The following is a 22,887-nucleotide window of genomic DNA, read 5'->3' as shown; positions in this document are numbered from 1 at the left end:
CTTGCATGAGGGAAAGTGTAAGAAACGAAAGAAATAACTTCCTAGAAACATAGATTATATTGAGCCAGAAAAAAACAGACAAAAAAACGCTTGGGCTTACGTCCGAGCGTTTTTTGCTGCTTGTTTAATTGAAGGCTCCAAAGGGTAAAGATGTTTAAATTAATTTGATATAAGGCTCTTATATCAACTGCTTCCATTCAATTCCAGATCAAGCTTAAGATCTGCAACCAAGACATGCAGGCAGAAAAATAAACCCAGCACTCAAAGTACTAGGTTTATGAAAAATATTATTCTTTTCCTTTACCGCGGTCTTTATTATTCTCCGCGCCTTTGTTTTGGCCATTTTGTTTCTTTTCGTTTGCTTGCTGCTGGTTAACAGCTTTCTTTTCTTGAACCTGCTGTTGTTTATCTGCTTTCTTTTCTTGGACTTGCTGCTGCTTATCAGCTTTCTTTTCTTGGACTTGCTGTTGTTTATCAGTTTTCTTCTCTTGAGCTTCTTGCTTTTTAACAGCAGCAGTTGCCTGGCCTTCAGCACGCTTTTCAGCTGCTTTAGCCTTTGCTTCCTCTTTCTTGGCTAATCCGGGGGCAACAGCAGCTGATTTTTTAGTTTCTTCCGCAGCTTCGGTTTCAGCTTGTTCATCCGTTGCTGTTTCTTCTGTTACGGCATCCTCAACAGCCTTTTCCTTTGTTGCTTCTGGGGTTGCCTCTGTTGCCGCAGTTTCAGTATCTGCTGCAGCTTCTTCCTCAACGGCTTTATCATCATCAGTTGTTTCGACCTTGAATTTTTCTGCTTTTGCTTCAAGCTTTGCAAGTTTTTTGTCTAATTTCGCAAAAGACTTTTGAATATTCTTCATTAATGCCAATTGAGCGGTAGGATTTTTAACATGTGACAATGCGGCGGCTAGTGCATCGATGTTTTGAGCAAGCTTTAATTCTACTTCATCTTCTGCCCCTGCAGCTTCTTCGCCTTCCGTTGCTTCTGTTACCGCTTCAGTGTCTTCAGCTGGCTGAACTTCATCTGCTTCCGTTTCCTCAGCAGCCTCCTCTGCCACTTCTGTATCATTACCGGCACTGTCTTCTGAATCTGTTAAACTCTCAGCAGCTTCCTGTTGAGTAGCAATTGCCTCTTCTAAAAGTGCTGTCGCCTCATCCGTTTTTCCCTCTGCAAGCAATGTATTTGCTTCAGCAATACGCTCTGCTGCAAAGTCAGCTAAAAGGCGTGCTTCCTTGTAATCATCCATTGTGACAGCAAGCCTTACTTTTTCCATCATAGTCTTTACAAAGTAGAAGAAATCTCCAGGAACTAAAGCCGGTGCCTCTTCTTGCTCTTGATCCTCGTCCGCTGTTGTTCCATTATCATCTGCTTCTTCTTCAGTTACTTCTTCCTCGACTGCAGCTTCAGTATCAGCTGAATTTTCTTCTGCAGCTGTCGTTTCATCGTTTACATCAACTTCAACTGCTTCTTCCGTATCTGCATTCTGTTCAGCTGCACTCTCATTCGCATATACAGCGCTTGTCCCCAATGAAGAAAGTAGAAGTGCTGATGCTGCGACACCGCTTAATAATGATTTCTTATTTTTCATAGTCTGCTGCCTCCTGATCTGTTTTCGACATATCTTTCGACAAAAGCAGACAGGTTTGTGACGGTCTATATAAAAAAAATAAAATAACTTTTCTAAATTTAGTGTGCAGTATTTAGCTGTTGGTAAAATTTTTAATTCTATATGTGTTCCTCTGTATGTGATTAAAGGTTAAGAGAAGTTGAAGATTCTAAATTATAAAACGACTATTTATTGCATAAGAAAAGCCGCCTGGTTTGGCAGCTGATCTAGAACATAAGCACTATTAGCAAAATAAACTTTCCTTTTTTATATACTGTTTATCGAATTGATTATTATTCTTCTGGTCTTAGATAAACCGACTTCATCTACTGCAACTTCTTCAGTTTCTTCGGAATAAAAGCTTGCGAAGTTTTGTCCTTCATATCTCGGAACAACGTGCATATGAAAGTGAGTTAGCTCATCAAAACTGCCCCCATTTTGACAAACGGTAATACCATCTGGATTAAACAATTCCTTAATTACCTTTGAAAGAAGCCCTGCAGCCTTCATTATGGAAGTGGCAGTACTTTCATCAAGTTCATCAAAATACCTTACATGTTTTTTAGGTAAAATTAAGATATGCCCTTCGTTAAATGGGGCATGGTCCAAGAAGCAGCAAACATGGTCATCCTCCCAAACTACATTAACTGGTTCCTTTTTATTTGCTAAATTACAACCGGAACATTCCACTTTAAACACTGCCTTTTGTTTATTATTCAGTACGTAAGCGTTTGAAGTTATCTCCGGCTTTTCCCCTGCTCCGTACGGTACGTGCCATTTTAGATTATTTAAAATCAGCCGGGATTTTAACGAGAACATAGTTCCCATTCCACATTTGGGTGGTAGCTATTAATCTCTTTCCGTCTTTTTCAAAGAACAGACCAGCACCATCTTTTTCTTTAAATTCCCATCCGTTTGAACTAATCATTTGTTTTATATTTTCATCAGCAATCGATATACCTGTGTTCTCACTACTTGTGATATACCAAATAGAATCACCTTCTACTGCAAGTTCTGCTACTTTACTTTCAGATTCTTTTAGTTTTTCAATTGCTTCTTTTGCTGATAAATTCTTTATCGGAAGAGAGGGATAGTATAATTTATTTACGAAGATGAACACAGCTATAATAACTATTGCTATACCAAGTATAAATACAGCCTTTTTCATCTAATTACCCCCTTAGCTGGCTCAAATTAAACAGTGCTGCTCCAACCTCATTGCTCTGAAAAAATCAAAATCCCAGCGATATTATACATATCACTAGGATAAAGACTAACTAATTATAGGCTTTCAATCTTTTCTATATCTTCTGCAGATAATTCAAAATCAAAAAGGTCTAGATTAGATGCTTGATTTTCACGGTTGTGAGATTTAGGAATAACAATTACACCGCGTTGGATTTGGTATTTTAATAATACTTGCGCACTAGATTTATTATAGGCTTTACCTATTTCATCCAAAGCTTCTTTTTGATGGGCTTCGGCTTTCATTGGGCCCCATGCAACAGGGGTAATGCCTTCGTCTTTTAATACAGCAAGCAGGTCTTTGTTAGGTTCTTTTAAGTTAATTTGTATTTGATTAACAGCCGGTTTCACTTTAGCGAATTCTTTCAATTCATCCAGATGATTTTTTCCGAAGTTTGAAACACCGATTGCTTTTAGTTTGCCTGCTTCGTAATATTCTTCAAAGACTTCCCAAGTGTTTTTCAGCTGTTCTTTGTCTTCGATAGGGAAGTGAATAAGATACAGGTCGAGATAATCAGTTTGGAAGTTTTTCAGACTATTATCAATAGCTGCCCGGGTCGCTTCCTTTGAAGAGATATACTCTTCACTGGCTGGAATTTTTGTCGTAATGAATAACTCTTCCCGAGGCACTGTGCTTTCTGCTAAAACTCTTCCGACAAGTTCCTCGTTTCGATACATGATGGCTGCGTCTATGGAACGATAACCCAGCTCAACCGCTGATAAGAGTTCAGGAATTTCATTTGTTATCGCCCCGTTATAATCGTTATTTTCTTTTCCATAAGTATTTGTACCTGTACCTATAATAGGCATCTTTAAGCCATTATTAAGTGTTATGTATTCCATTTTTTAAGCACTCCCTCTGTATACTCTTACTTTATTTACATCATAACAAATTATAGAATTTTCAAAAAGAAATATGAAAGAAGGCGTTTTTTTCTATTTAAATCAAAGTTTCCTCCAGCTGCCCTTTTTCCTTACTGCAATGATAAACACTAATTAAAATCTACCAGAAAGCCATAGACGGTTTAGAATTGAAAATCCCCATCCTTCAGTAGCAAAACTTCAGCTCCGCCTTCTTTAATGCCCACTACTTTCATATCTTCGGAACCAAAGGTCACATTGACTGATAAAAGTGAAGTATTCAGACCCGCTGCCTTCAGCTCTTCCTCAGATCGGTTCATGCCATTTTGAATATTGGAGGGAGAGGCATTTCCGATTCCACTATGACAGGCCGTATTTTCATCAAACAAGGTATTGTAAAAAAGAGTATCCCCCTGGGCAAGAGGTGATTTATTAGAGACCAACGCAATTTCGCCCAGATAATGTGAACCTTCGTCTGTTTCGATGAGATTTTGTAACACTTCTTGTCCCCTTGCGGCATGATAATCGGTAATGCGTCCATCTTTAAAAATCAGATAAAATTCATCGATAACACTTCCCCCATAGATAAGAGGCTTCGTACCGGCCAATTTGCCATTCACCCTATTTTTATGGGGAGCAGTAAATATTTCTTCTGTAGGAATGTTCGGAAAGAAAGGTATTCCATTTTTATCTGTGACGCCCCCACCAATATAAAGATGATTTTCAGGCAGACCGACTAATAAATCAGTCCCACGGCTATTTGTAAAATGCAGGGCTTCAAACTGGCTCTCGTTTAGGATTTTTTTACGGGTTTCAAACGCTCTATTATGACTCTCCCAATCTTTTATTGGATTGTCCCCATCTGCCCGGGATCCTTTTAAAATTAATTCCCATAATGATTGTACAGCTTCTTCTTTACTTAAGCTGGGAAATACTTTAGTTGCCCATGCCTCGTACGGGACAGCCAGCAGACACCAGCGCACCTCATGGCATCTTATTTTCGCATAATAATTCCTCAATTTAGTACGAGAAGCTTTTTGGAAACGGCTGATCCTTTCTGGAGAAACCTCTTTAAAGACATCTAAGTTTTCAGAAATAATATGGATGTAAGCAGCACCTGCATCGTCCCACTCCTTAAAACGGGCAGCCTGCCAATCAGGAAAGTGATCAATGACACTGTCTGCTGCATTTAAGTAAAATTCTTTGGCAGACTGTTCATCTTTCCAATCTATATATACATTCGAAGCACCTGCCTCGTAGGCTGCCGTCTGCATCAGACGTGCAAACGCAGCATTTTGTATATCACTATGAATAATCAATAATTGGTTTTTCTGTAGATTCACACCAGCCCGTACAGCCAGTTCTGCATACTTTTTTAACTGTGCTTCACTTATAAGTTCGTAGATTCCTATAGTCATTTATATCTCCTCTATGATGTTTTTGTGTAATTTTACTATAGTAAGCCTGATCTGATTTTAAACCCAGTCTAGGCCCATTAACTAATCATTTTTAAAATCTCCAAGATCACCATTATAAGGATTAAAAAAATACCTCTCTTCTGTTCGTTCAGAATAAAAAACGTAGACTTTCTCATTATTGTACTTTTGAAAATGTGTATACACTAATGACTCTTGCTGTCTATCTTCTAAAAAACATAGAGCTTTCTCTACCGTAAAATCGGGTTTAAATATAAATATTGATATTGGTATGATCAGTAAGATTACACAAGATATTGTTGTTTCAGTCAAATTCTCAATTCTTTGTTTGGACCTTATGAAAAGGATGATATTAAAGATTATGATATAGATTAAGCAATATGATATTTTACCAATCCACATAATATCTCCATATTTATCAATCATAAGTAAGATCAATATATATTCCAGTACACTAAAGAATAGAATACTAGAGAATATTAGTTTCCTTATCACATCAACACTCCATCTGGAGGAATTTATTCTCTTGAAAATTAACCTCCTATTTTTTCCCTTTTCGAATCAAATATATTTGAATTGAAATAATAAAAGACATTTGTATAGTTAACAACAGCAATAATACTTCTGTTGCTGTTGGACTGTCTGGAACTATATAAGCAATCAGATTAAATAATAGGTAAGAAAAGAGTAGAATCACGCTAAAATATAAAGGTATTCTCCACCACATTCAGCATCCTACCCTTCTATAATAATAAAAGCTGCCTTTATTGACAGCTAATTTTATACAAGCTATTTATAGTTTGAGTGATGTGTTCCAGAGGCCCCCGGGACAGGTCCCATGGCCCAAAGCCTCAAAACGAGCCAAGGGACCTGACCCCTTGGCTCATTCCAAAAGCTCTTTTTGCTTAAAGATTTGTATGGATGAGATGAGAATGATGATGATAATAGCAATGGTTGTTATTAAGGCTGGCAAGAAACTGGAATCCAGTTCTCCTGACAGCAAGACCTGCCCTGTGTGCTCAGTCATTGCGGCCGGACTCCATTTCATATTCTTTCCCAGAAAGCTTGTAGCCGTCGAAATGGCAAAGACCACAATAATGGTAACAAAAGCGATACTGGCATTTCCTTTCATGACCGTACTAAAAAAAAGTGTGAGTGTAACAACAAAAATTAACCATACGCTGTAGATTGCTGCACTTTGAAAAACCTGCCCAAAAGCGACTGTTTCAATAAGTAAGCTCGTATAATACCAGGAAGCTGCATATCCGATAGACAATGAAAGAAGTGTAATTGTAAGTAACCCGGCCCATTTCGATAATATGTAAGAGGAATAAGGAACTGGTTTAATCATGATCATACCTGCTGCCCCGCTCTGTCTTTCAGCGGAAACGACACCCATTGCACTCAAAACAACGATAAGGACGCCAAGCATCCCATAATTGGATAGAACCGACATTAATACTTCTGCCCCGGTTGGAACAGGAATTTCAAGGATTGTACCTTCTGGAAGGCCGCCAAAAGTATCTAAAATTTCCGGCATATAATACGAGCTAACCGGCTGCATCACCCCCAGCAAAATAAAGACAATGGGAATCCATAAGATTTTATAATTCCGCGCCATTTCCAGCATTTCTTTTCGATAAAGAACAGTCCATTGTGTCATAGCTTCACCACCTTCATAAATAAATCCTCTAATGTAGTTTGAGAAACCTCAAACCTGCGGATCGGAAGTTTTCTGTCCACGATATCTTTCAATAATGTTTGCTTCCCGTTTACCATATCGTTTAATACTATGCTGGCTTTATTGCCCTGGATGTTCACTTCAGATACAAAGCCATAACCTGCTATGCTCTTTAGCCAATCGGCAGCCTGTGATTCGAATTCAATTTGTAAAATAGGCTGCCGATACTCTGCCATTACACTTGCCAGGCTGCCTGATACCGCAATTTCCCCATCATGCATGATAAGAATATCATCACTTATTTCTTCTGCATCGTGAAGGACATGAGTTGAGAAGAGAATGGTGGTTTCCTCTTTAATCTCTCTCATCATGTCCAATACCTCCCGTCTTCCGAGTGGATCAAGTGCTGAAACAGGCTCATCTAAAATAAGCAGTTTCGGACGATGAATCAGTGCCTGCGCCAATCCGAGGCGCTGCTTCATTCCGCCGGAATAACCCCTTATTTTTCTTTTCTTCGCATCCCTCAGGCCCACTCGTTCAAGCAATTCTTCACTTCTTTTTTCTGCTTCTTTCCGATTCAGCTTTGCTAATTGCCCTGCGAAAACCAGAAATTCCTTTCCGCTCATCCAATTAAAGAAAGCAGGATATTGAGGTAAATAGCCAATAAACTGCCTTAAATCCTTTGCTTTTCCACCTTTAAAATCAATACTCCCTGAAGTCGGCTCCAGCAATCCGGACAGCATTTTTAACGTCGTTGTTTTTCCTGCTCCATTAGGTCCAAGTAATGAAACGCACCTGCCTTCTTCAATATGAAAATTGATTCCTTTAACAGCGTCCGTGTTTCCATATCTTTTTACTAAATCGCTTGCCTTCAATAACTCCATTAATCATTTCTCCTTCCAACAACAAAATAAAGCACTGGTCCTATTATGTTGATCAAGAGAATAATAAGGATCCACAGCCATTTGGGTCCGTTCGTTTTTTCTTCTCTGATACAAGAAACTAATGCGGCAATCATCAGAATCAGCTGTAAAACAAGAATTGGCGCAATCGCTCCCCATGGAATTGCATTTAAAAGTTCATTCATTTTTTTCTCCACCTAATTGTTTATTTACTTTTAAGACGATTACTTTCCTCTAATCGTTCACTTTCGAAAAAATAAAAAAATCTCAGGAAATTAATCCTGAGACCTTACTTGTACATATCAAACTGCTCACATGCTTGTTGAACGAGCCACGGGGACAGGTCCCTTGGCTCTTTTTAAAACTGAGCCAAGGGACCTGTCCCCCTGGTTTACCCTTTCTACTAAACCGACACGATTTATAAGCATCATAGGTTATTTAGTAGCTATATGAATTTCAATTTGTCCATTTGGGTAATACTTTTCAAAGTCGTATGAATAAGCTCTTTTCAATTCTCCTTTTTCCTCACGATCCCATATCTCTCTCCAAGCGTTAAGTATCCCAAATTCATCTAATGTGTCCACTTCAAAGATTTCATATTTAGTTGTGTTTGGAATTTTAACACCGGGATTGTTATCACTGCTTTCTATGGCTGCACTTAATGTATAATCGCCTTTATAATCACTTTCGTAATCATAGTACAGGCCATACTTGACCTCTTCATGGTTCCTCAAAATACTTGATGCCTCTTTCCACATTTCTGATATCTTTTGCATAATAGCCTCATCTTTGAAATTATTAGTTCTAACACTCTTAATTATTGTTAAGTTCATCATATTTCCCCCTCTCATTCCTACTTACTAACTTCTATAGAAATACAATATTTACCTTCTCGTTGAAGAAAACTGCTACTTTGGGAAATCAAAAAAGCCGCCTGGTTTGGCAGCTGATCTTTAATAAAACTTCTTAAATTGATCTTTTTCTTCCCAGTCCCTAATAATTTTCAAGCCATCTTCAGATGAAACGGTTAATTGTCCATTGTTTTTAATGACTTCCGCATTAACCCCTTCGCCGAGCTGGATTTCTATAGTATAAGTATAATCAGCTGTACCATCTTCATTTTTCTCCAGCTCTTTAATCTGAACACCGTTCACTTTAATAGATTTGTTTGTGTTAGACGCAATATCCGGTGCAATGCTGAAGACACGATCTGCATTCAGTTTCTCCAGGGCTCTCTCGCTTAAATATGGTTTTACACGTTCAACTATTTCATCATTTATGGGTGGGTCAGAGGGCTCCTCAATTGTATACTGTCCCTTTTTATATATTTTCAGCATCTCTAAGACATCATTGTCCTTAATGTGATTTTTCGAGCAGCCAAACAGACCCAAAATAGAAACAATCATAAAAAATTGAACCGCTTTCCTAATAAAAATCACCCTCCTCTTGGAGCCAGGGGGACAGGTCCCCTGGCCCAGTTTCAAAAAGAGCCAAGGTACCTGTCCCCCTGGCTCACCCTAATCCCCAAAAATCTGTCTGGTATAGTGTAAAGAACAATATAAGTATAAATATTAACTCACTGAGTGTTACTTTATAGGCATTGGGATTCTGGGCATATTTCTTTTCCATGACTGCTGTAACTGTTTGAGAAATGACGATAAAAACAGGAAGGAAAAACCACGGCTGTAAAAACCAATACCAGTCTGATGGGTCTCTTGTGATGTTTATTGCATATCCCACCAAAATGCTGGCCATTGATGTAAGCCTGATTGTCCAATCAATCTTCATATGTTTATCGTTCACATGGTTATAAGAAAAGAATTTCTTCTTCTCTACTTTAAACCACTTTCTTGCTAACATATTGAAGCTAAATAACAAAATTAGATTGATCGCTAAAAATAAGGCTAGTCTCGCTCCAATAGCAGGTTCAACACCATATACGTACATAGCAAAACCGCCTATCTGAAAATTCAATATATGTTTATAATATCCTTATATATTATACGGTTAACTCGGTGAAAGAGTTTCAAATTTTTCCCTTTTTCAAAAATCCGTCCCACTTATGAAGGAAGAGCAGCTGCCTGGCTCGTCAGCTGGTCTTCGAGAAACTATAAAGAAAAGCTGGATCACTTGTTCAATGACAATCTATTGATACGCAATAATTGATGGCATCTTACTGTTAGGGAGTGATTAAATGAGGAAATTATTTATGAGCTTTTTATTGCTATTTTTTCTTTCAGGCTGTGGCGAATATTCTCCTTCTAAGCATGATGTAGTCAATACTCACGGACAGATTGAGAATCTTAGTTTACTTGAGGAATTTATTGAAGATGTTTCTATGAATAAGGACAGTGAAGTCCGGGTAGTAAATTACACAGACGAAGGCGATCCGATTATTCATGACTTAAACTATTCCAACGGTCAACTAACCTCGATAAAGGATACAAGAGAAGATGAATTTGGGGATCAATTAGTAAAAGAAGATGTGTGTGAAAGCATAAAGAAATTAGACAAAAATAATCAAACCATTTATCAGTTAGAAGGATGTAAAGACAAGGAAGACGTCATACATGTGACCTACATTATTAATAATTAGCGGCTACACTCCATGGAGCCAGCGGGACAGGTCCCCTGGCCCAATTTCATAAAAAAGAGCCAAGGGACCTGTCCCCTTGGCTCTAAATGATTTTTGATACCAAGGGGACAGACCCCCTGGCCCGGTTTCGAGAAAAAGAGCCAAGGGGTCTGTCCCCTTGGCTCGAATGTTGCTCCTCCCCTTCAAAATAAGAAAAGCCGCCCAAATCCGGCAGCTGATCTAAAAACCCGTTCGTATAGAAAACCCTATTTCGCTGAAAGCTCATCGCCTGTGACCCACTGGTGATTTTTCACTTTTTCACCACCTGTTGTCGGCGTGAAATCTACCATATAAACAGTTGTTGTTTCAGCTGAATCAATTACAGCTTTTGCACCTTCCATTCCTTCCATATGCTTTACGTTCAAAGTGACTTCATCTCCCGCTTTATATGGAGAATCTCCAGCATCTTTTATATCCTCTTGGATGATCCACTTATGGTTTTCTACCTTTTCTCCACCAGTTGTTGGAGTATAAGAAACGGCATAAACTGTAGTATCATAGGCACCGGAAATTTCTGCTTCTGCACCCTCCATTCCTTCCATATGGCCGGCTTCTAAAATAACCTTGCTCCCGACTGGATATGTGGGATCATCTGCTTCTTTTAACCCTTTAGGCACTTCCCCGGAATTAGAATGATTCATTCCCGAATGCTCTGAATGATCACTCTGTCCCTCTTCAGCTTTGTTATTATGATTCTCTGTGCTTGAATCATTGCCACAGCCGCTTAAGCCAATAACTGCTGCAAGGCTAAGAACACCAATTAGTTTTTTCTTCATTCCCATTCACTCCCCAATATTGTTAGCTGTTATTCATTATACCCCCATATGGTATAAATAAATATAAGAATTATGGATTATTTTTGAACAGCTTTGCCCTTTAAGCCATAAAAAAAGCCGCCTTATTTGGCAGCTTAATACAAAAATAACTCATTCACAATTCATTTCAAACCCTTAAACCCATACTTTTCAAAAGTTTTCATTGAAGCTTCAGTTTGCAGATAGTCGTAAAATAAATGCGCTTCTTCAGGATGGGCACTATCCTTGATCACACCCACAGGATATATAATGGGTGCATGGGCATCCTCTTCCGCAGTTGCTGCAATCTTTACCTTCTGCGAAACCATGGCATCTGTTTTATAGACGATTCCTGCGTCAACATTGTTTGTTTCTACATATGTAAGGACCTGCCTGACATCCTTCGCATAAACGACCTGGCCTTCGATAGATTTCCATACATTTAAATATTCCAGAGTATCTTTGGCATATTGTCCTGCGGGCACAGACTCCGGGGTGCCGATTGAGATTTTATCGGCCTTAGCCAGGTCTTCAAACGATTGAATGTTTTTATTAGAATTCCCGGGCACGATCAGCACAAGGTCATTTCCGACCAGATCCAATCCGTCGGCACTATCAATTACCCCATCCTCTACCAGCTTATCGAATTTGTCTTCTGCCGCTGAGAAAAAAAGATCGACCGGTGCTCCTTGGAATATTTGCTGCTGGAGCGCCCCTGAACCCCCAAAGTTAAAGTTGACTATCACATTAGGATGTTCTTTTTCAAAAGAAGCTTTTATATCATTTAAAGCATCTTGAAGGCTTGCCGCAGCAGAAACTGTCAATTCCTCTTTCTTTTCACTGTTGCCCTCTTGTCCTTCCTCAGCTTCATTACCCGAACACCCTGCCATCACTCCAAAAAGCAGCAGGACATAAAACAAAATAACAAATTGCTTTTTCATATATTTCTTCCTTTCCAACTGAACAAAGCTATTCATTCATAATCATACCTATTTATGGCCGCAAAGGCCAAGGGAAGGCCAAGGGGACAGACCCCTCGGCCCAAAAAAACCACGGGACCTGTCCCCCTGGTTCTTACTTGAAAAAATTTGTGCTGATTTGAGAAATGAATCTGTATAATTATAATACAGCAAGTTAGTAACGGAGGATCATAACATGCAGAAGAGGTGGTCTTTTGGTAAACGCTATAATAAGCTTAACGTCTCTTATATTAATCAGTATTGGTATATTACACGTTTTTTGGGCATTTGGAGGTAAGTGGGGAGTAAATATGGTCCTACCAACTAAGGATGATAGTCAATTGCCAGTTTTACAGCCAAGAATGGCAGGCACACTTTTTATCGCATTGCTTTGCTTTTTTGCATCTGCACTTTTATTAGTTCAAGCAGATCTGCTCACCATCATCAAATCCTCCACTCTTTCAAAATGGCTTTGTATAGCTGGTGGAACTGTGTTCCTGCTTCGCGCTATTGGAGATGGCAGATATGTAGGCTTTTTCAAGAAAATCAAACATACTAGATTTGCAAAACAAGACACCGTCCTCTACTCACCACTTTGTGTATGGATCAGCCTTAGTTTTTTTCTGGCATCATTTGTTTAAAAAGGCCAGGGGGACAGACCCCTCGGCCCAGTTTCAAAAAGAGCCAAGGGGTCTGTCCCCTTGGCTCATCTTGCACAAAGTATAAAACTATCAAGTGACTTTTCATGATCCTGGCTGTGATTCATCAGTTCATAATAGCTGTTCACTAAGGTCTGGATCATTTCAGGTGCTTTTGAGAATTGGGGCCGGATGCTGTTCGCAAAATCTTTTTCCCATTTGGCATCCTGCAGATAGGACGCATTAACAGTCAAATGATTCTCAACTGTAAATCCTGCCTCCTTCAGCAGCTCCTGGATACGGGATTTATGGAACAAGTTCTGGATATTTCCCTCGTTGTCTACAAAATTAGAATATAAAGCTAGAATTGAAACCGCACAAAAATGGGGACGCTGGTCCATTCTTGTGAAATCCAGGTCCCACTCTGCAAAACAGACCCTTTTTGCCAGCTGGCGCAGCCTTGTAAAAGTTCGGAGCAAATCCTCCGGATGCTTAAAGTACCAGGAGCAATGAGACAGAACTGCCACATCAAAAGGAGCTTCCCCTGTAAAGTCTTCAAGATCGGCTTCAAAGTGAAAAGAAATCCGGCTCCCCAAGGAGGATTTCTTAATTCTTTCTGCAGCTTCTGCCAAAGTGAACGGAGCTCCATATTCCGGACTGGCAACATCCATCGCCACCACAAATCCGTCATTCCCTACTGCATCTGCAAGAGCCGCCGTAGTGTCTCCTTGCCCGCAGCCTACCTCGAGCACACGCATGCCTTCCTTGATCTGAAAGGCCGCAGCCAGATCCAGCCGGTGCTGCAGCTGGATCTGCTGTACAGTATCTTCTTCAAAGAGTTTATACTTCTTGATAAAGGCTTGAGTCATTTCATTGATCTCGAATTTTGTCATTCATCTGCCTCCTAGAGGCCATGGGGACAGACCCCCCGGCCCAATTTCAAAAAAGAGCCATGGGGTCTGTCCCCTTGGTTCTACAAAACGAGCCATGGGGTCTGTCCCCTTGGTTCTTTTAATAAATAGTCGGCACCATTCCTCCATCCATACGGATAGGGGATCCTTTAAACGCATTTGCATAAGGGCTGCATACAAATGCGGCTAGGCGTCCTATTTCTATCGGTCTGATAAATCGCTGCAATTCAGATTGAGGCAGGTTTAAATTCATGAATTTTTTCTCTTTATCCGAGAAACTCATATCCTCATTTGGGTAGATCCCCTCAATTATTTGATGCACATTTTCAGAGAGTGTTGGTCCAGGCATAATGGTATTGACTGTGACTTCCGTACCTTTTGTTAATTTAGATAAGCTTTTAGACAATGATAATACCATTGATTTTGTCATACAATATTGCGGCATCTGTCCAGAAGGCATAACTGCTTCCTCGCTTGCAATAAAGATAACACGCCCAAAGCCATTATTCAGCATTTTCGGTAAATAAAATTTAGATAATCCATTTGCGGCAAGAACATTAGTCCGAAAGTACTTTTCCCAAATCTCATCGTCAACGTCCTTATATTCCATGATTTCGTAAATACCCATATTGTTAACCAAAATATCAATATGGGGGTACTTCCTGAACAAGTCTTCTCTTTGATTGCGATCCACTATGTCTGCTGCTGCATTTCCGGGAGTGGTATCCGGAAAATCCAACCTCATTTCTTTCACAATCCGTTCTACCTCTTCGTCACTTCTTCCATTAATCAGTACATTAACACCTTCTTTGGCAAGTTCAATAGCAATTGCTTTCCCAATGCCTCTGGTAGAGCCTGTAACTAAAGCCGTTTTATTTTTTAGACCCATGTCCATAAATTTTCCCCCTGCTTGTATATCGTGTTAAAGAGATAAGGTTAATGGATTGCGTTTGCCCCCATATGCTCATTACGCCAATTTGAAGGAGTATCTCCTTCCCAAAGGCGAAAGGCACGGTAGAACGCATTTTGATCTTCGTAGCCAACCAGGAACGCCACTTCTTTAATATCTATAGAAGGGTTTAATAGGTATTCCCGCGCCTGATTATGCCGAACTTCTGCCAGCAGATGATTGAACCTTGTGCCTTCTTCCGTTAGCCGGCGCTGCAGGGTACGATCACTCATTCCCAGTTCGCTCGCGACAGTATGAATGTTGGGGCGCCCATCTGCTAAGCTGCGTTCGATGATCCACTTAACCACTTCGGTGTTTGAGCGGATCCGCTGCTCTTCGTTCAATGATTTATCCAATACAGGCGTCAAAGCTTCCAGCAATTCTAAGTTATACGAGACAAAAGGGAGGTCCAGATCTTTTTGATGCAGGGTTAAACGGTTCCTATCTGCTCCGATTCGGATACTGCAGCCGAAATAAGCTTCAAGCGTGTTTACATTGCCCATTGGGTGCGAAAATTCAACGAATCCCGCAGTCAATGGTTTACCTGTGCCTCTTCTCCCTAACTCTATAAGAAACGATAATGTAATGCCTACCAGCATCGGAGGAACAGTTTCCCCGGTATGCTGCCATTCCAAATCGATATGGCAAAACTCGCCTTCCTCAGTGACTCGTAAGCTTTCGGGAGGACACAGCTGCTTATACCGGACCATTCGGTTTAGTGCCTCGCGGTAATTCCGAGCATGGTAGGTCGCTAAAACGGCCGGTGGATAATGCGCTGTTTCAAAGACTTTTATAAGCTTGATGATTCCATTCGCAATATCGTCAACCATGTCTGAATATGCCTGCCAGATTGCAAAATACTGAGCAGCAGTAACAACCGGTTCATTTATAATCGTGAGAGGCACTCGTGCTTTTCGAACCACATCTTGTGCGGAAATCCCTAATTGCTGTAATCCAGTCCAAAACCCTGCCGGCATTTTTATCCGGGTAAAAGATGTCATAATCGTCCCTCCTTTAGCCATCTGCACATTGGCAAAATTTAAATACCGTTTCAGTTTGTTTAACAGAACAGATATTATATTACCATCCTTAACCTGTCCTGTGACTAGCCAATGGCGACATTCCACTTGCAAACTGCGTCAAATTTCAAACGATTGATTACTAGTGAATTCGAATTGAAAGTCCACTGGGACAGGTCCCACGTCCACCTCAAAAAGAACCAAGGGACCTGTCCCCTTGGTTCTCCAAAAAAGGGCCAAGGGGTCTGTCCCCCCGGCCCGGCCCCCGGCACTGGCTCAAACCTTAATATTACGCCCTTTCCACTTCACCGAATGGAATATGTTTACGCGGATGAAGGAGTAGAGATAGATTCCTGCGAAGAACAGGAATAATACCGGGTAAAAAGGGAAGATGGCCCATCTGAAGTTGCCGACTCTGCGGGCGAACCATGCTGTTTGAATACTGTAGAGTATATACAATATTCCGCTGAATATCATGGCGGCAGTGTTCCATTCAGTTATAGAAGAGATCAATGCCCCTGCAGCGATGAAACTGCCTGCGATCCAGAAGATGACCATCAGCATGACGGCTGGATGAGTAGATTTGCTGCCGACCGCAAAGCTTTTGCACCAGCCTTCGATAAGGCTGCCCAAGCCTTCCGGGTACATGCGCAAGGAGATAATCCCTTTGCCGCCGAGGCAGCGGACCGGGAGATCATGCTCCAGAAATGCCTCACCCAATGCCAGATCATCCATAATGGCTCCCTCGATTTTTTTATGCCCTCCACTCAAAAAGTAATCGTCCCGATTACAAAGAATGCATGGACCGAATGAGCCGGCGGTTTTGAATTTCGATCCCCAGATCGTAAATAGATTCATCCCCGCCACGACAATGATATTAAATACAACGGAAAGGTGTTCATATAAGCGCTCAACTGTATGAAAGGGCTGTAAGGCCAATATGCCCCGTGCTCCCTTGCCGTGATAGAAATGCAGCAGATTCCTCAGTCCATCCGCACTGGTGAATCTCGTATCTGCGTCTAAAAATAACAACCAGTTTCCTTTAGCCTGCTCAGCACCCTGCCAGCAGGCCGATGATTTTCCTGAGCCTGCATTCTGCAGAACCCTGGCACCATAGCTTTCCGCAACAGACCTGGTATTGTCAGATGAATCGTCATCAATGACCAGAATTTCAAAATGTCTGAACCGCTGCTCCTGCAATGATTGCAGAAGCGGTGAAATCCTGCCTTCTTCATTTCTGGCAGGAATAATGATGGACAGAAACGTTAGATCCTCCTTAAGCCTGGAGGAGAATACAGGGACCGGCAAAGACCAGAACATAAAAATGCCAACAATAAATGCCAGAAATCCAACAGCAAGATTAATTGCTTCTGCAGCTGCCATACCTGCCTCCTTCCTCTGCGTGCCGGCACACAGCTTTTATGATCCCCTGCAAGTCCTTATTTCGCTGAGTAATCATACAGAATGCCTGTATCGTCCTGAATCAGTTCCTGTGCCGTGATCCTGGCGGAGAGCAGCACGATCGGGACACCGGCGCCGGGATGTGTGCTGCTTCCGGTAAAGTACAGATTTTCACAAGTGCTGGCCTTGCTTTGCGGACGATAGTGGTTGCTTTGTTTCAAAATGGGCTGTAAACCGAACGTGGCACCATTATAGGCATTGAATTTCGACTCAAAATCCTGCGGTGTTGTATACGTTTCAGTGACAATCTCATTTTCGATATTTTCAAAGCCGCGGATTTTTTTCAACTCACTCAAGATATAGCCTCGATAATATGAAATGGTTTCCTCGTCCCATTCATAGTCTGCTGTAGATTTGTCCGAGACGGGCATCAGGATATACAAACCATCCTTCCCCTCGGGTGCAAGGGAGGGATCCATTTTTGAAGCGATGTATACATAAAAGGAGGCATTCTCCAGTTTCTCCCCGGAAAAAATGTCCTCCAGATTCTTATTAAGATTTTCGTTGAAAATAAAGTTATGTACATGGTCGATTTCTTCATATTTCCGGTCCATGCCGAGATATAAAAGAAAACATGAACAAGAGTATTTCATGCTGTCGATTTTTTTATCGGTATATTTCCCTTTGGCGGCCGTGTCTTTCACCAGGTGCTTCATCGCATGCGGGAAGTCAGCATTGCAGACAACATAATCTGAGGAAACCTTTTTGCCGTCCACGATTATTCCGTCTGCCTGGCCATTTTGAATGGATATTTCCTGCACATCCCTGCCATAGTGAATGGTTCCTCCCAGTTCCCCGAAGAGCCTCTCCATGGCCAGGGCCATCGTATACATACCGCCTTTAATAAACCATACTCCATACAAAAATTGTATCATGGGGATCATGGTGTAAAAAGAAGGGCTTTTAAGAGGGGAAATGCCTATGTACAATGTTTGAAAACTGATCAGCTGTTTCAGCCGTTCATTCTTAATATATTTTCCTATGAACGTATCGGCAGTGTCATATGGTTTCAGTTTCAAGGCTTTCTTCAGCATCGGGAGGTTATAAAAATCAGACCTTTTGCGGAACGGCCTTTGAAGAATATGATGCTTCGCGATGACAAAGCGCTTGTAAATTTCCTGGAGATACTGAAAAAAGCCTGCCGTGTCATCTTCGCTGATCGATTCAATCGTCTTTGTCAATTTGGTAAGATCTGATGAGATATCAAAAGGCTTGTCGGGAATATCACTGAAATAAGCCCTGTAAATCGGGTCCAGCTTTTCCATTGGAATATAATCATCCGGATCGCGGCCGCACAGTTCGAATATTTCCTGATATAAATCCGGCATCATGACGATGCTTGGCCCCAGATCAAATTTATAGCCATCCAGTTCAATGCGGTTCATTTTTCCGCCGGGTGTCTGTCCTTTTTCATATATCTCCACCTGGTATCCTGCATGCTGCAGCCTTATGGCAGTGGCAAGCCCGGCTACACCAGCGCCAATGACAATAACTTTCTTACTCATGTAAATCCCTCATTTCCAAACAAAATTCCGCTTCATTTCTTAGCAGGCCTTGATGCAATGGCAGTCATGCGCCCCCGATTGTAGCGCTGGACAACAATAATGGGAAGGTTAAAACCAAGTGCATACAGAATCATTGCCCAGCCCGCCACTGCTGGATTCCACAAGAAGAACAGTGGGGCAGGCAGGATGGAAAGCCAATGTGTCAATTCCGCGCGCTTTGTTTCCGCAGCAAAGATTGCCAAGTCCCCCGGTCCGATGCCATGCAGCTCCTTTTTACTGTACCCTTTTTTGAGAAAAATCGTGCCATCTATCAGATAGCCTTTCCATGTTTTTACCCGGAATAAACGCTGCCATAATTCTCCGGATCTTTCCCAGGTGAAACTCCGAAACCAGAAGGTGTCTTTTAAAAACCAGGATAAAGGCAGCTTCAGGCAAATGGCCGAGATGGACAGATGGAAAAACGCCCATGCACATATATCCAGGATAATAATCCAGTGGAGCGATAGCGAAACAATCATTACAGCAGCCACTTTCTTAACTTCTTCAAAGCTTTCATATTTGTATCGGAATATGGCGGGAACTTACCTTGAAAGTGAATGTAATGCCAGGTTTTGTATTCTGTTTTTTCATAACTGAAAGCCAGAAAGCCCGCTTTGCCGTGATAAGCACCGTATCCGCTTCTTCCAACCCCGCCAAATGCGATATGGGGACTCGCAGCATGATGGATCACCTGATTGACACTGATGGTTGGTGACCGCATATGTTCCTTGAACAGCTGGATGTCTTCTTTGTTCTTACTGAATATATACCCCGTAAGTGCATCACGCTGAATGCTGCCGCTGGATAATAACGTCCTAATGTCTGAATAAGGAATAACAGGAAGGACCGGGCCGAAAATTTCTTCCGCCAGGATCGGACTTCCAGGTTCTATATCCGCTACCACCGTCGGGGCGATGAACCGGTCGCTTCGATCATAGCTACCGCCATGCCGGACATCACCCTGTCCGATAAAATTAACCACCTTTTCAAAGTGGGCATCTGTACAGATCCGGCCATAATCACCGTTTGCCTGAGGATGGTCTCCGTAAAAAGCGGAGATTGAAGCGGAAATTTCATTCAGCGTTTTTTCAAAAATGGACTCCTGGACAAAAAGGGTGTCCGGTGCAATACAGGTTTGCCCCGCATTAAGGAACTTACCCCAGACAATTTCCCTGATGGCCTCTTTTGAAAATCCTGATTCATCAATGATGCACGGATTTTTTCCGCCGAGTTCGAGTATCACCGGAGTGAGCTGTCTGGCTGCCTGCTCTGCCACAGCTTTCCCTGTCTGGCTGCTGCCTGTAAAAAAGATCAGGTCAAAAGGGGCTGCGGTCAGCAGGCTCGCGGTCTGTGCATCTCCAGTCACCACAAGCAGATGCTCGGGAGGAAAGGCATCATTGATGATTTCTTTCAGCAGTTCAGCTGTTGCCGGTGCATGTTCAGATGGTTTGATCACACAGCGGTTTCCTGCGGCAATTGCACCGATGGCAGGCATCAGGGTAAGCTGGAGCGGGTAATTCCATGAACCGATGATGAGTACACTCCCATATGGCTGCCGCTTTCTTTTAACCGCTTCCACATATCCCAATTTAAGATATCGGGACCGGGATTGCCGGTTCCATTTCGCTATATGCTTGCATACATGATCGATTTCATTCAATAAAACTGCAATCTCAGATGAAAAGGATTCGAATGCCGGCTTTCCCAAGTCTGCATGAAGGGCCTTGATAAATGCCTCTTCATTCTCCACAATCATGCTTTTCAGCTTTGAAAGCAGTTTTTTTCGCGCTTCAAGTGAGGGGCTCCCCTCCGAAAACAGATCCTCCCTCTGCCTTTCCGGCAATGATTCCAGAGAAGGTCTGTCATTGTCAGGCATGGGAAGAATCCCGCTGAACAATTTTCTTGCCTACAAGCTGGCCGCTTAAGGTGACCATAGGCATACCGCCGCCTGGATTCACGGTTCCGCCGACAAAATATAGATTGTTATAGCGTTCACTCTGTTTCGGGTGCTTGAATCCTTTATTTTTCTTGCGGTCTGATACTGTTCCATAGATGGCACCACGGTCAGATCCATACATCCGTCTGATATCCTCCGGAGTCCAAACATCCTTTGTGACGATATTTTCCCGCAGATCGTGCAGGCCCATTCTTTCCAGTTTGATCAGGACCCGCTCAGCGAATTGTTCATAATCCTGCTGCGTAAAAGGCTTTTGATCCCGGATATATGGAATATGAGGCAGCACTTTTATATTTTCATGTCCGTCAGGTGCCTGCGAAGGATCTGTTTTATTGACGTTGACTAAATAAATGACAGGGTCTTCCGGCAGTTCATGCTTATGAAAGATTGATTGCATTTGCTGCTTCATATTTTCAGCGAAAAAGAAATTATGATGGCGCAGCTGCGGATAGCTCTTTTTCACGCCCAAATGCATTACAAGGCCGGAACTGGCGGGCTCGAATTTCTTTTTTAATTTTTTCACATAAGAGCTGTCTTCCTCCAGCAGTCGTTCATATACCGGTATGACTTCCATATTGGAAACAAAATAATCGGCGGTCAGCACTGTACCATCTTCCATAACTGCTCCTGTAATTTCGCCGTTCTTTTTTTCAAGCTTGACGATTTTCCTGCCGAGGTGGAACTTCACACCCACTTCTTCAGCCAGCTTCACCAGGCCGCCTGCCAGATTGTGCAGTCCGCCGGGTACATACCAGACCCCCTGGTCATGCTGCATATAGATCATCATATTCAAAACCGCCGGTGCATCATAAGGGGACGAACCTACATACTTGATAAAATAGGAAAGCATATCGCGGAACTGTTCATTGCTGATCCGCTTATCAATGGCTCCATGAACAGTAGAAAATAGATCAAAGTTCCTCAAAGCAGTGAACAGGCCCGTATGTTTCATGATTTCTCTCGTCGTATCCACGCCATGCTGGAAATAGGTCTTATCTGTCAGATCATAAATCCTTTTCGAATAGTTAAGCAGATTCTGATATTCCTGCATATCCTTTTCACTCAGGGATGCGTTCTTCTCTTGCATTTCCTTCAGATCTTCATACAAATCTATGACATTTCCATCAGGGAAAAAGGAACGCCACTGATGATCCAGCTTTTCAATCGGGACATAGTCCTTCATGGATTTCCCGCTGGCAGCAAACAATTTTTCGAAAATCTGCGGCATCGTCAGGATGGATGGGCCAAGATCAAATCCAAAGCCATCCTGATCGAGCCTGTTCAGCTTTCCTCCAATGTGTTCATTTTTCTCATATAAGGAGACATCGTATCCGGCCTGAGCAAGTGAAATTGCAGCCGACAGACCGCCGAGTCCGCCTCCGATGACTAGTACGGTTTTATTTTTCAACTGTTAATGCATCTCCTTCCCGCAAATCAAAGACTCTTTTTACGGCAGCATTGATCTGGGACATTTTTTCTTTTGTGACATAATTCCGTCTGGTCAGGCATTGATATCCATTGTTCCGTACAGCATCAAGTATGCCCCTGTAAACGTGGGCAGATAGATAGACGGGTATCCGGCTGTCTGCATCCAGCAGTTCTATACTGAGTAAAAATTCGTTATATAATGCTTCGGCACGTGCAGCAAGCTTCTCCCATAAGCCGATGAAATGTTCATTGATCAAGCCTTTATGTAAATCGTTCTGTGTATATTGAAAATGACTCATTTCTTCTCCGGGCAGATAGATGCGTTTTTTCTCATGGTAATCCTCGCCAATATCACGCAGGATATTGGTTATTTGCATTGCCACGCCCAGACTTACTACAGTTGAAGGCAAATTTGCTGCAGGTTTTGAAGTGATGATAGGCAAAAGCATTAAACCGACAGAACCGGCTACATAGTAGCTGTATCTTTCCAGTTCCTTCATTGTGTTCGGGGTGGTAAATGATAAATCCATGGATTGACCGGTAAGCTGGTCATAAAATGGGCTGATATCCATTTCATATGTATTGAATACATGTCTGAGCGCACGCCATAACGGTCTGTCCAATTCAGCATGATCTTTGAACAAGTCCAGTTCTAACTTTAATTGTCTCAGCAGCTGTACTTTCTTCTTGGATGAATGTTTTCCATCTGCACATTCATCTGCGGTCCTGCAAAAAGCATAGATGGCATATACGGCATTTGCTTTTTCACGTGGCAGTTGTGAAAAGGCATAATAAAAGCTTTTGGAATGTTTTTTTATGATTCTTTCACAATAATCAAAATCCGCTTGCCTTTGCTCTTCCATATT

At 41.8% G+C, this 22,887-nt stretch carries 24 protein-coding genes; 2 read left to right on the top strand and 22 right to left on the bottom strand.

All coding sequences use genetic code 11. The features are described from left to right. Positions 1-287: 287 nt before the first annotated feature. The 11 genes from LCM00_RS21540 to LCM00_RS21490 all read right to left on the bottom strand — a co-directional run bounded on the left by LCM00_RS21540 (position 288) and on the right by LCM00_RS21490 (position 9,673). Positions 288-1,583: a DUF5667 domain-containing protein gene (locus LCM00_RS21540; protein WP_224905908.1), complete on the bottom strand. Its 1,296-nt coding sequence runs from the start codon at positions 1,581-1,583 to the stop codon at positions 288-290. A 285-nt stretch (positions 1,584-1,868) separates the two neighbouring features. Beyond that, complete coding sequence (locus tag LCM00_RS21535) at positions 1,869-2,291, bottom strand: HIT family protein (protein WP_404802185.1); 423 nt, start codon at positions 2,289-2,291, stop codon at positions 1,869-1,871. Positions 2,292-2,385: 94 nt separating this feature from the next. Then, positions 2,386-2,769, bottom strand: coding sequence for a hypothetical protein (locus LCM00_RS21530; protein ID WP_224905907.1), 384 nt, complete (start codon positions 2,767-2,769; stop codon positions 2,386-2,388). Between the two features lie 113 nt (positions 2,770-2,882). Next, on the bottom strand, positions 2,883-3,689 hold the full coding sequence (locus LCM00_RS21525) for an aldo/keto reductase (RefSeq protein ID WP_224905905.1): 807 nt from the start codon (positions 3,687-3,689) through the stop codon (positions 2,883-2,885). 182 nt (positions 3,690-3,871) lie between these two features. After that, the gene (locus LCM00_RS21520) at positions 3,872-5,125 is read right to left on the bottom strand and encodes an aminopeptidase (protein ID WP_224905903.1); all 1,254 of its coding nucleotides are present in this window, start codon (positions 5,123-5,125) and stop codon (positions 3,872-3,874) included. A gap of 901 nt (positions 5,126-6,026) precedes the next feature. Then, positions 6,027-6,806, bottom strand: coding sequence for an ABC transporter permease (locus tag LCM00_RS21515; protein ID WP_224905901.1), 780 nt, complete (start codon positions 6,804-6,806; stop codon positions 6,027-6,029). Further along, positions 6,803-7,708: an ABC transporter ATP-binding protein gene (locus tag LCM00_RS21510; RefSeq protein WP_224905899.1), complete on the bottom strand. Its 906-nt coding sequence runs from the start codon at positions 7,706-7,708 to the stop codon at positions 6,803-6,805. The genes LCM00_RS21515 and LCM00_RS21510 overlap by 4 nt, the downstream gene beginning before the upstream one ends. Beyond that, complete coding sequence (locus tag LCM00_RS21505) at positions 7,708-7,911, bottom strand: PLDc N-terminal domain-containing protein (RefSeq protein ID WP_101551876.1); 204 nt, start codon at positions 7,909-7,911, stop codon at positions 7,708-7,710. The genes LCM00_RS21510 and LCM00_RS21505 overlap by 1 nt, the downstream gene beginning before the upstream one ends. Before the next feature lie 249 nt (positions 7,912-8,160). Beyond that, positions 8,161-8,559: a GyrI-like domain-containing protein gene (locus tag LCM00_RS21500; RefSeq protein ID WP_224905897.1), complete on the bottom strand. Its 399-nt coding sequence runs from the start codon at positions 8,557-8,559 to the stop codon at positions 8,161-8,163. Between the two features lie 120 nt (positions 8,560-8,679). Continuing rightward, a complete protein-coding gene (locus tag LCM00_RS21495; RefSeq protein ID WP_224905895.1) occupies positions 8,680-9,210 on the bottom strand; it encodes a hypothetical protein in 531 nt (176 codons plus the stop codon). 28 nt (positions 9,211-9,238) lie between these two features. Further along, complete coding sequence (locus LCM00_RS21490; protein WP_224905893.1) at positions 9,239-9,673, bottom strand: DUF4181 domain-containing protein; 435 nt, start codon at positions 9,671-9,673, stop codon at positions 9,239-9,241. A 247-nt stretch (positions 9,674-9,920) separates the two neighbouring features. Between LCM00_RS21490 and LCM00_RS21485 the strand changes: the two genes are divergently transcribed. Beyond that, positions 9,921-10,322, top strand: coding sequence for a DUF4362 domain-containing protein (locus tag LCM00_RS21485; RefSeq protein WP_224905891.1), 402 nt, complete (start codon positions 9,921-9,923; stop codon positions 10,320-10,322). A 245-nt stretch (positions 10,323-10,567) separates the two neighbouring features. On the opposite strand, the gene LCM00_RS21480 is transcribed toward LCM00_RS21485, so the two are convergent. Then, on the bottom strand, positions 10,568-11,143 hold the full coding sequence (locus tag LCM00_RS21480) for a YdhK family protein (protein WP_224905889.1): 576 nt from the start codon (positions 11,141-11,143) through the stop codon (positions 10,568-10,570). Positions 11,144-11,298: 155 nt separating this feature from the next. Then, positions 11,299-12,096 (bottom strand): molybdate ABC transporter substrate-binding protein, encoded by a 798-nt coding sequence (gene modA / locus LCM00_RS21475; protein WP_224905888.1) that lies wholly within the window; start codon positions 12,094-12,096, stop codon positions 11,299-11,301. A gap of 233 nt (positions 12,097-12,329) precedes the next feature. Here modA and LCM00_RS21470 point away from each other — a divergent pair, with 233 nt between their 5' ends. Beyond that, complete coding sequence (locus LCM00_RS21470) at positions 12,330-12,755, top strand: DUF3995 domain-containing protein (protein WP_224905886.1); 426 nt, start codon at positions 12,330-12,332, stop codon at positions 12,753-12,755. 65 nt (positions 12,756-12,820) lie between these two features. Here the strand turns inward: LCM00_RS21470 and LCM00_RS21465 are convergent, their stop codons facing one another. The 9 genes from LCM00_RS21465 to LCM00_RS21425 form a co-directional block, all read right to left on the bottom strand. After that, positions 12,821-13,645 (bottom strand): class I SAM-dependent methyltransferase, encoded by an 825-nt coding sequence (locus tag LCM00_RS21465; RefSeq protein ID WP_224905884.1) that lies wholly within the window; start codon positions 13,643-13,645, stop codon positions 12,821-12,823. Between the two features lie 118 nt (positions 13,646-13,763). Beyond that, complete coding sequence (locus tag LCM00_RS21460; RefSeq protein WP_224905882.1) at positions 13,764-14,558, bottom strand: SDR family NAD(P)-dependent oxidoreductase; 795 nt, start codon at positions 14,556-14,558, stop codon at positions 13,764-13,766. Positions 14,559-14,599: 41 nt separating this feature from the next. Next, positions 14,600-15,613: a helix-turn-helix transcriptional regulator gene (locus LCM00_RS21455; protein WP_224905880.1), complete on the bottom strand. Its 1,014-nt coding sequence runs from the start codon at positions 15,611-15,613 to the stop codon at positions 14,600-14,602. Positions 15,614-15,907: 294 nt separating this feature from the next. Next, a complete protein-coding gene (locus LCM00_RS21450; protein ID WP_224905878.1) occupies positions 15,908-17,014 on the bottom strand; it encodes a glycosyltransferase family 2 protein in 1,107 nt (368 codons plus the stop codon). A gap of 56 nt (positions 17,015-17,070) precedes the next feature. Further along, the gene (locus LCM00_RS21445; RefSeq protein ID WP_224905876.1) at positions 17,071-18,597 is read right to left on the bottom strand and encodes a phytoene desaturase family protein; all 1,527 of its coding nucleotides are present in this window, start codon (positions 18,595-18,597) and stop codon (positions 17,071-17,073) included. A 32-nt stretch (positions 18,598-18,629) separates the two neighbouring features. Further along, positions 18,630-19,115 (bottom strand): glycosyl-4,4'-diaponeurosporenoate acyltransferase CrtO family protein, encoded by a 486-nt coding sequence (locus tag LCM00_RS21440; RefSeq protein WP_224905874.1) that lies wholly within the window; start codon positions 19,113-19,115, stop codon positions 18,630-18,632. Beyond that, positions 19,115-20,512 carry an aldehyde dehydrogenase family protein gene (locus LCM00_RS21435; protein ID WP_224905872.1) on the bottom strand — a complete coding sequence of 466 codons (1,398 nt, stop codon included), beginning with the start codon at positions 20,510-20,512 and terminating at the stop codon, positions 19,115-19,117. The genes LCM00_RS21440 and LCM00_RS21435 overlap by 1 nt, the downstream gene beginning before the upstream one ends. After that, positions 20,505-22,001, bottom strand: a complete 1,497-nt coding sequence (locus LCM00_RS21430) for a phytoene desaturase family protein (RefSeq protein WP_224905870.1) — start codon at positions 21,999-22,001, stop codon at positions 20,505-20,507. The genes LCM00_RS21435 and LCM00_RS21430 overlap by 8 nt, the downstream gene beginning before the upstream one ends. After that, positions 21,991-22,884, bottom strand: coding sequence for a phytoene/squalene synthase family protein (locus LCM00_RS21425; protein WP_224905960.1), 894 nt, complete (start codon positions 22,882-22,884; stop codon positions 21,991-21,993). Before LCM00_RS21425 ends, LCM00_RS21430 begins: the two co-directional genes overlap by 11 nt. Positions 22,885-22,887 lie beyond the last annotated feature (3 nt).

This window comes from Bacillus infantis (genome assembly GCF_020171945.1).
Lineage (GTDB): Bacteria > Bacillota > Bacilli > Bacillales > Cytobacillaceae > Bacillus_AB > Bacillus_AB infantis_A.
This window is presented reverse-complemented; position numbering and strand designations above follow the sequence as displayed.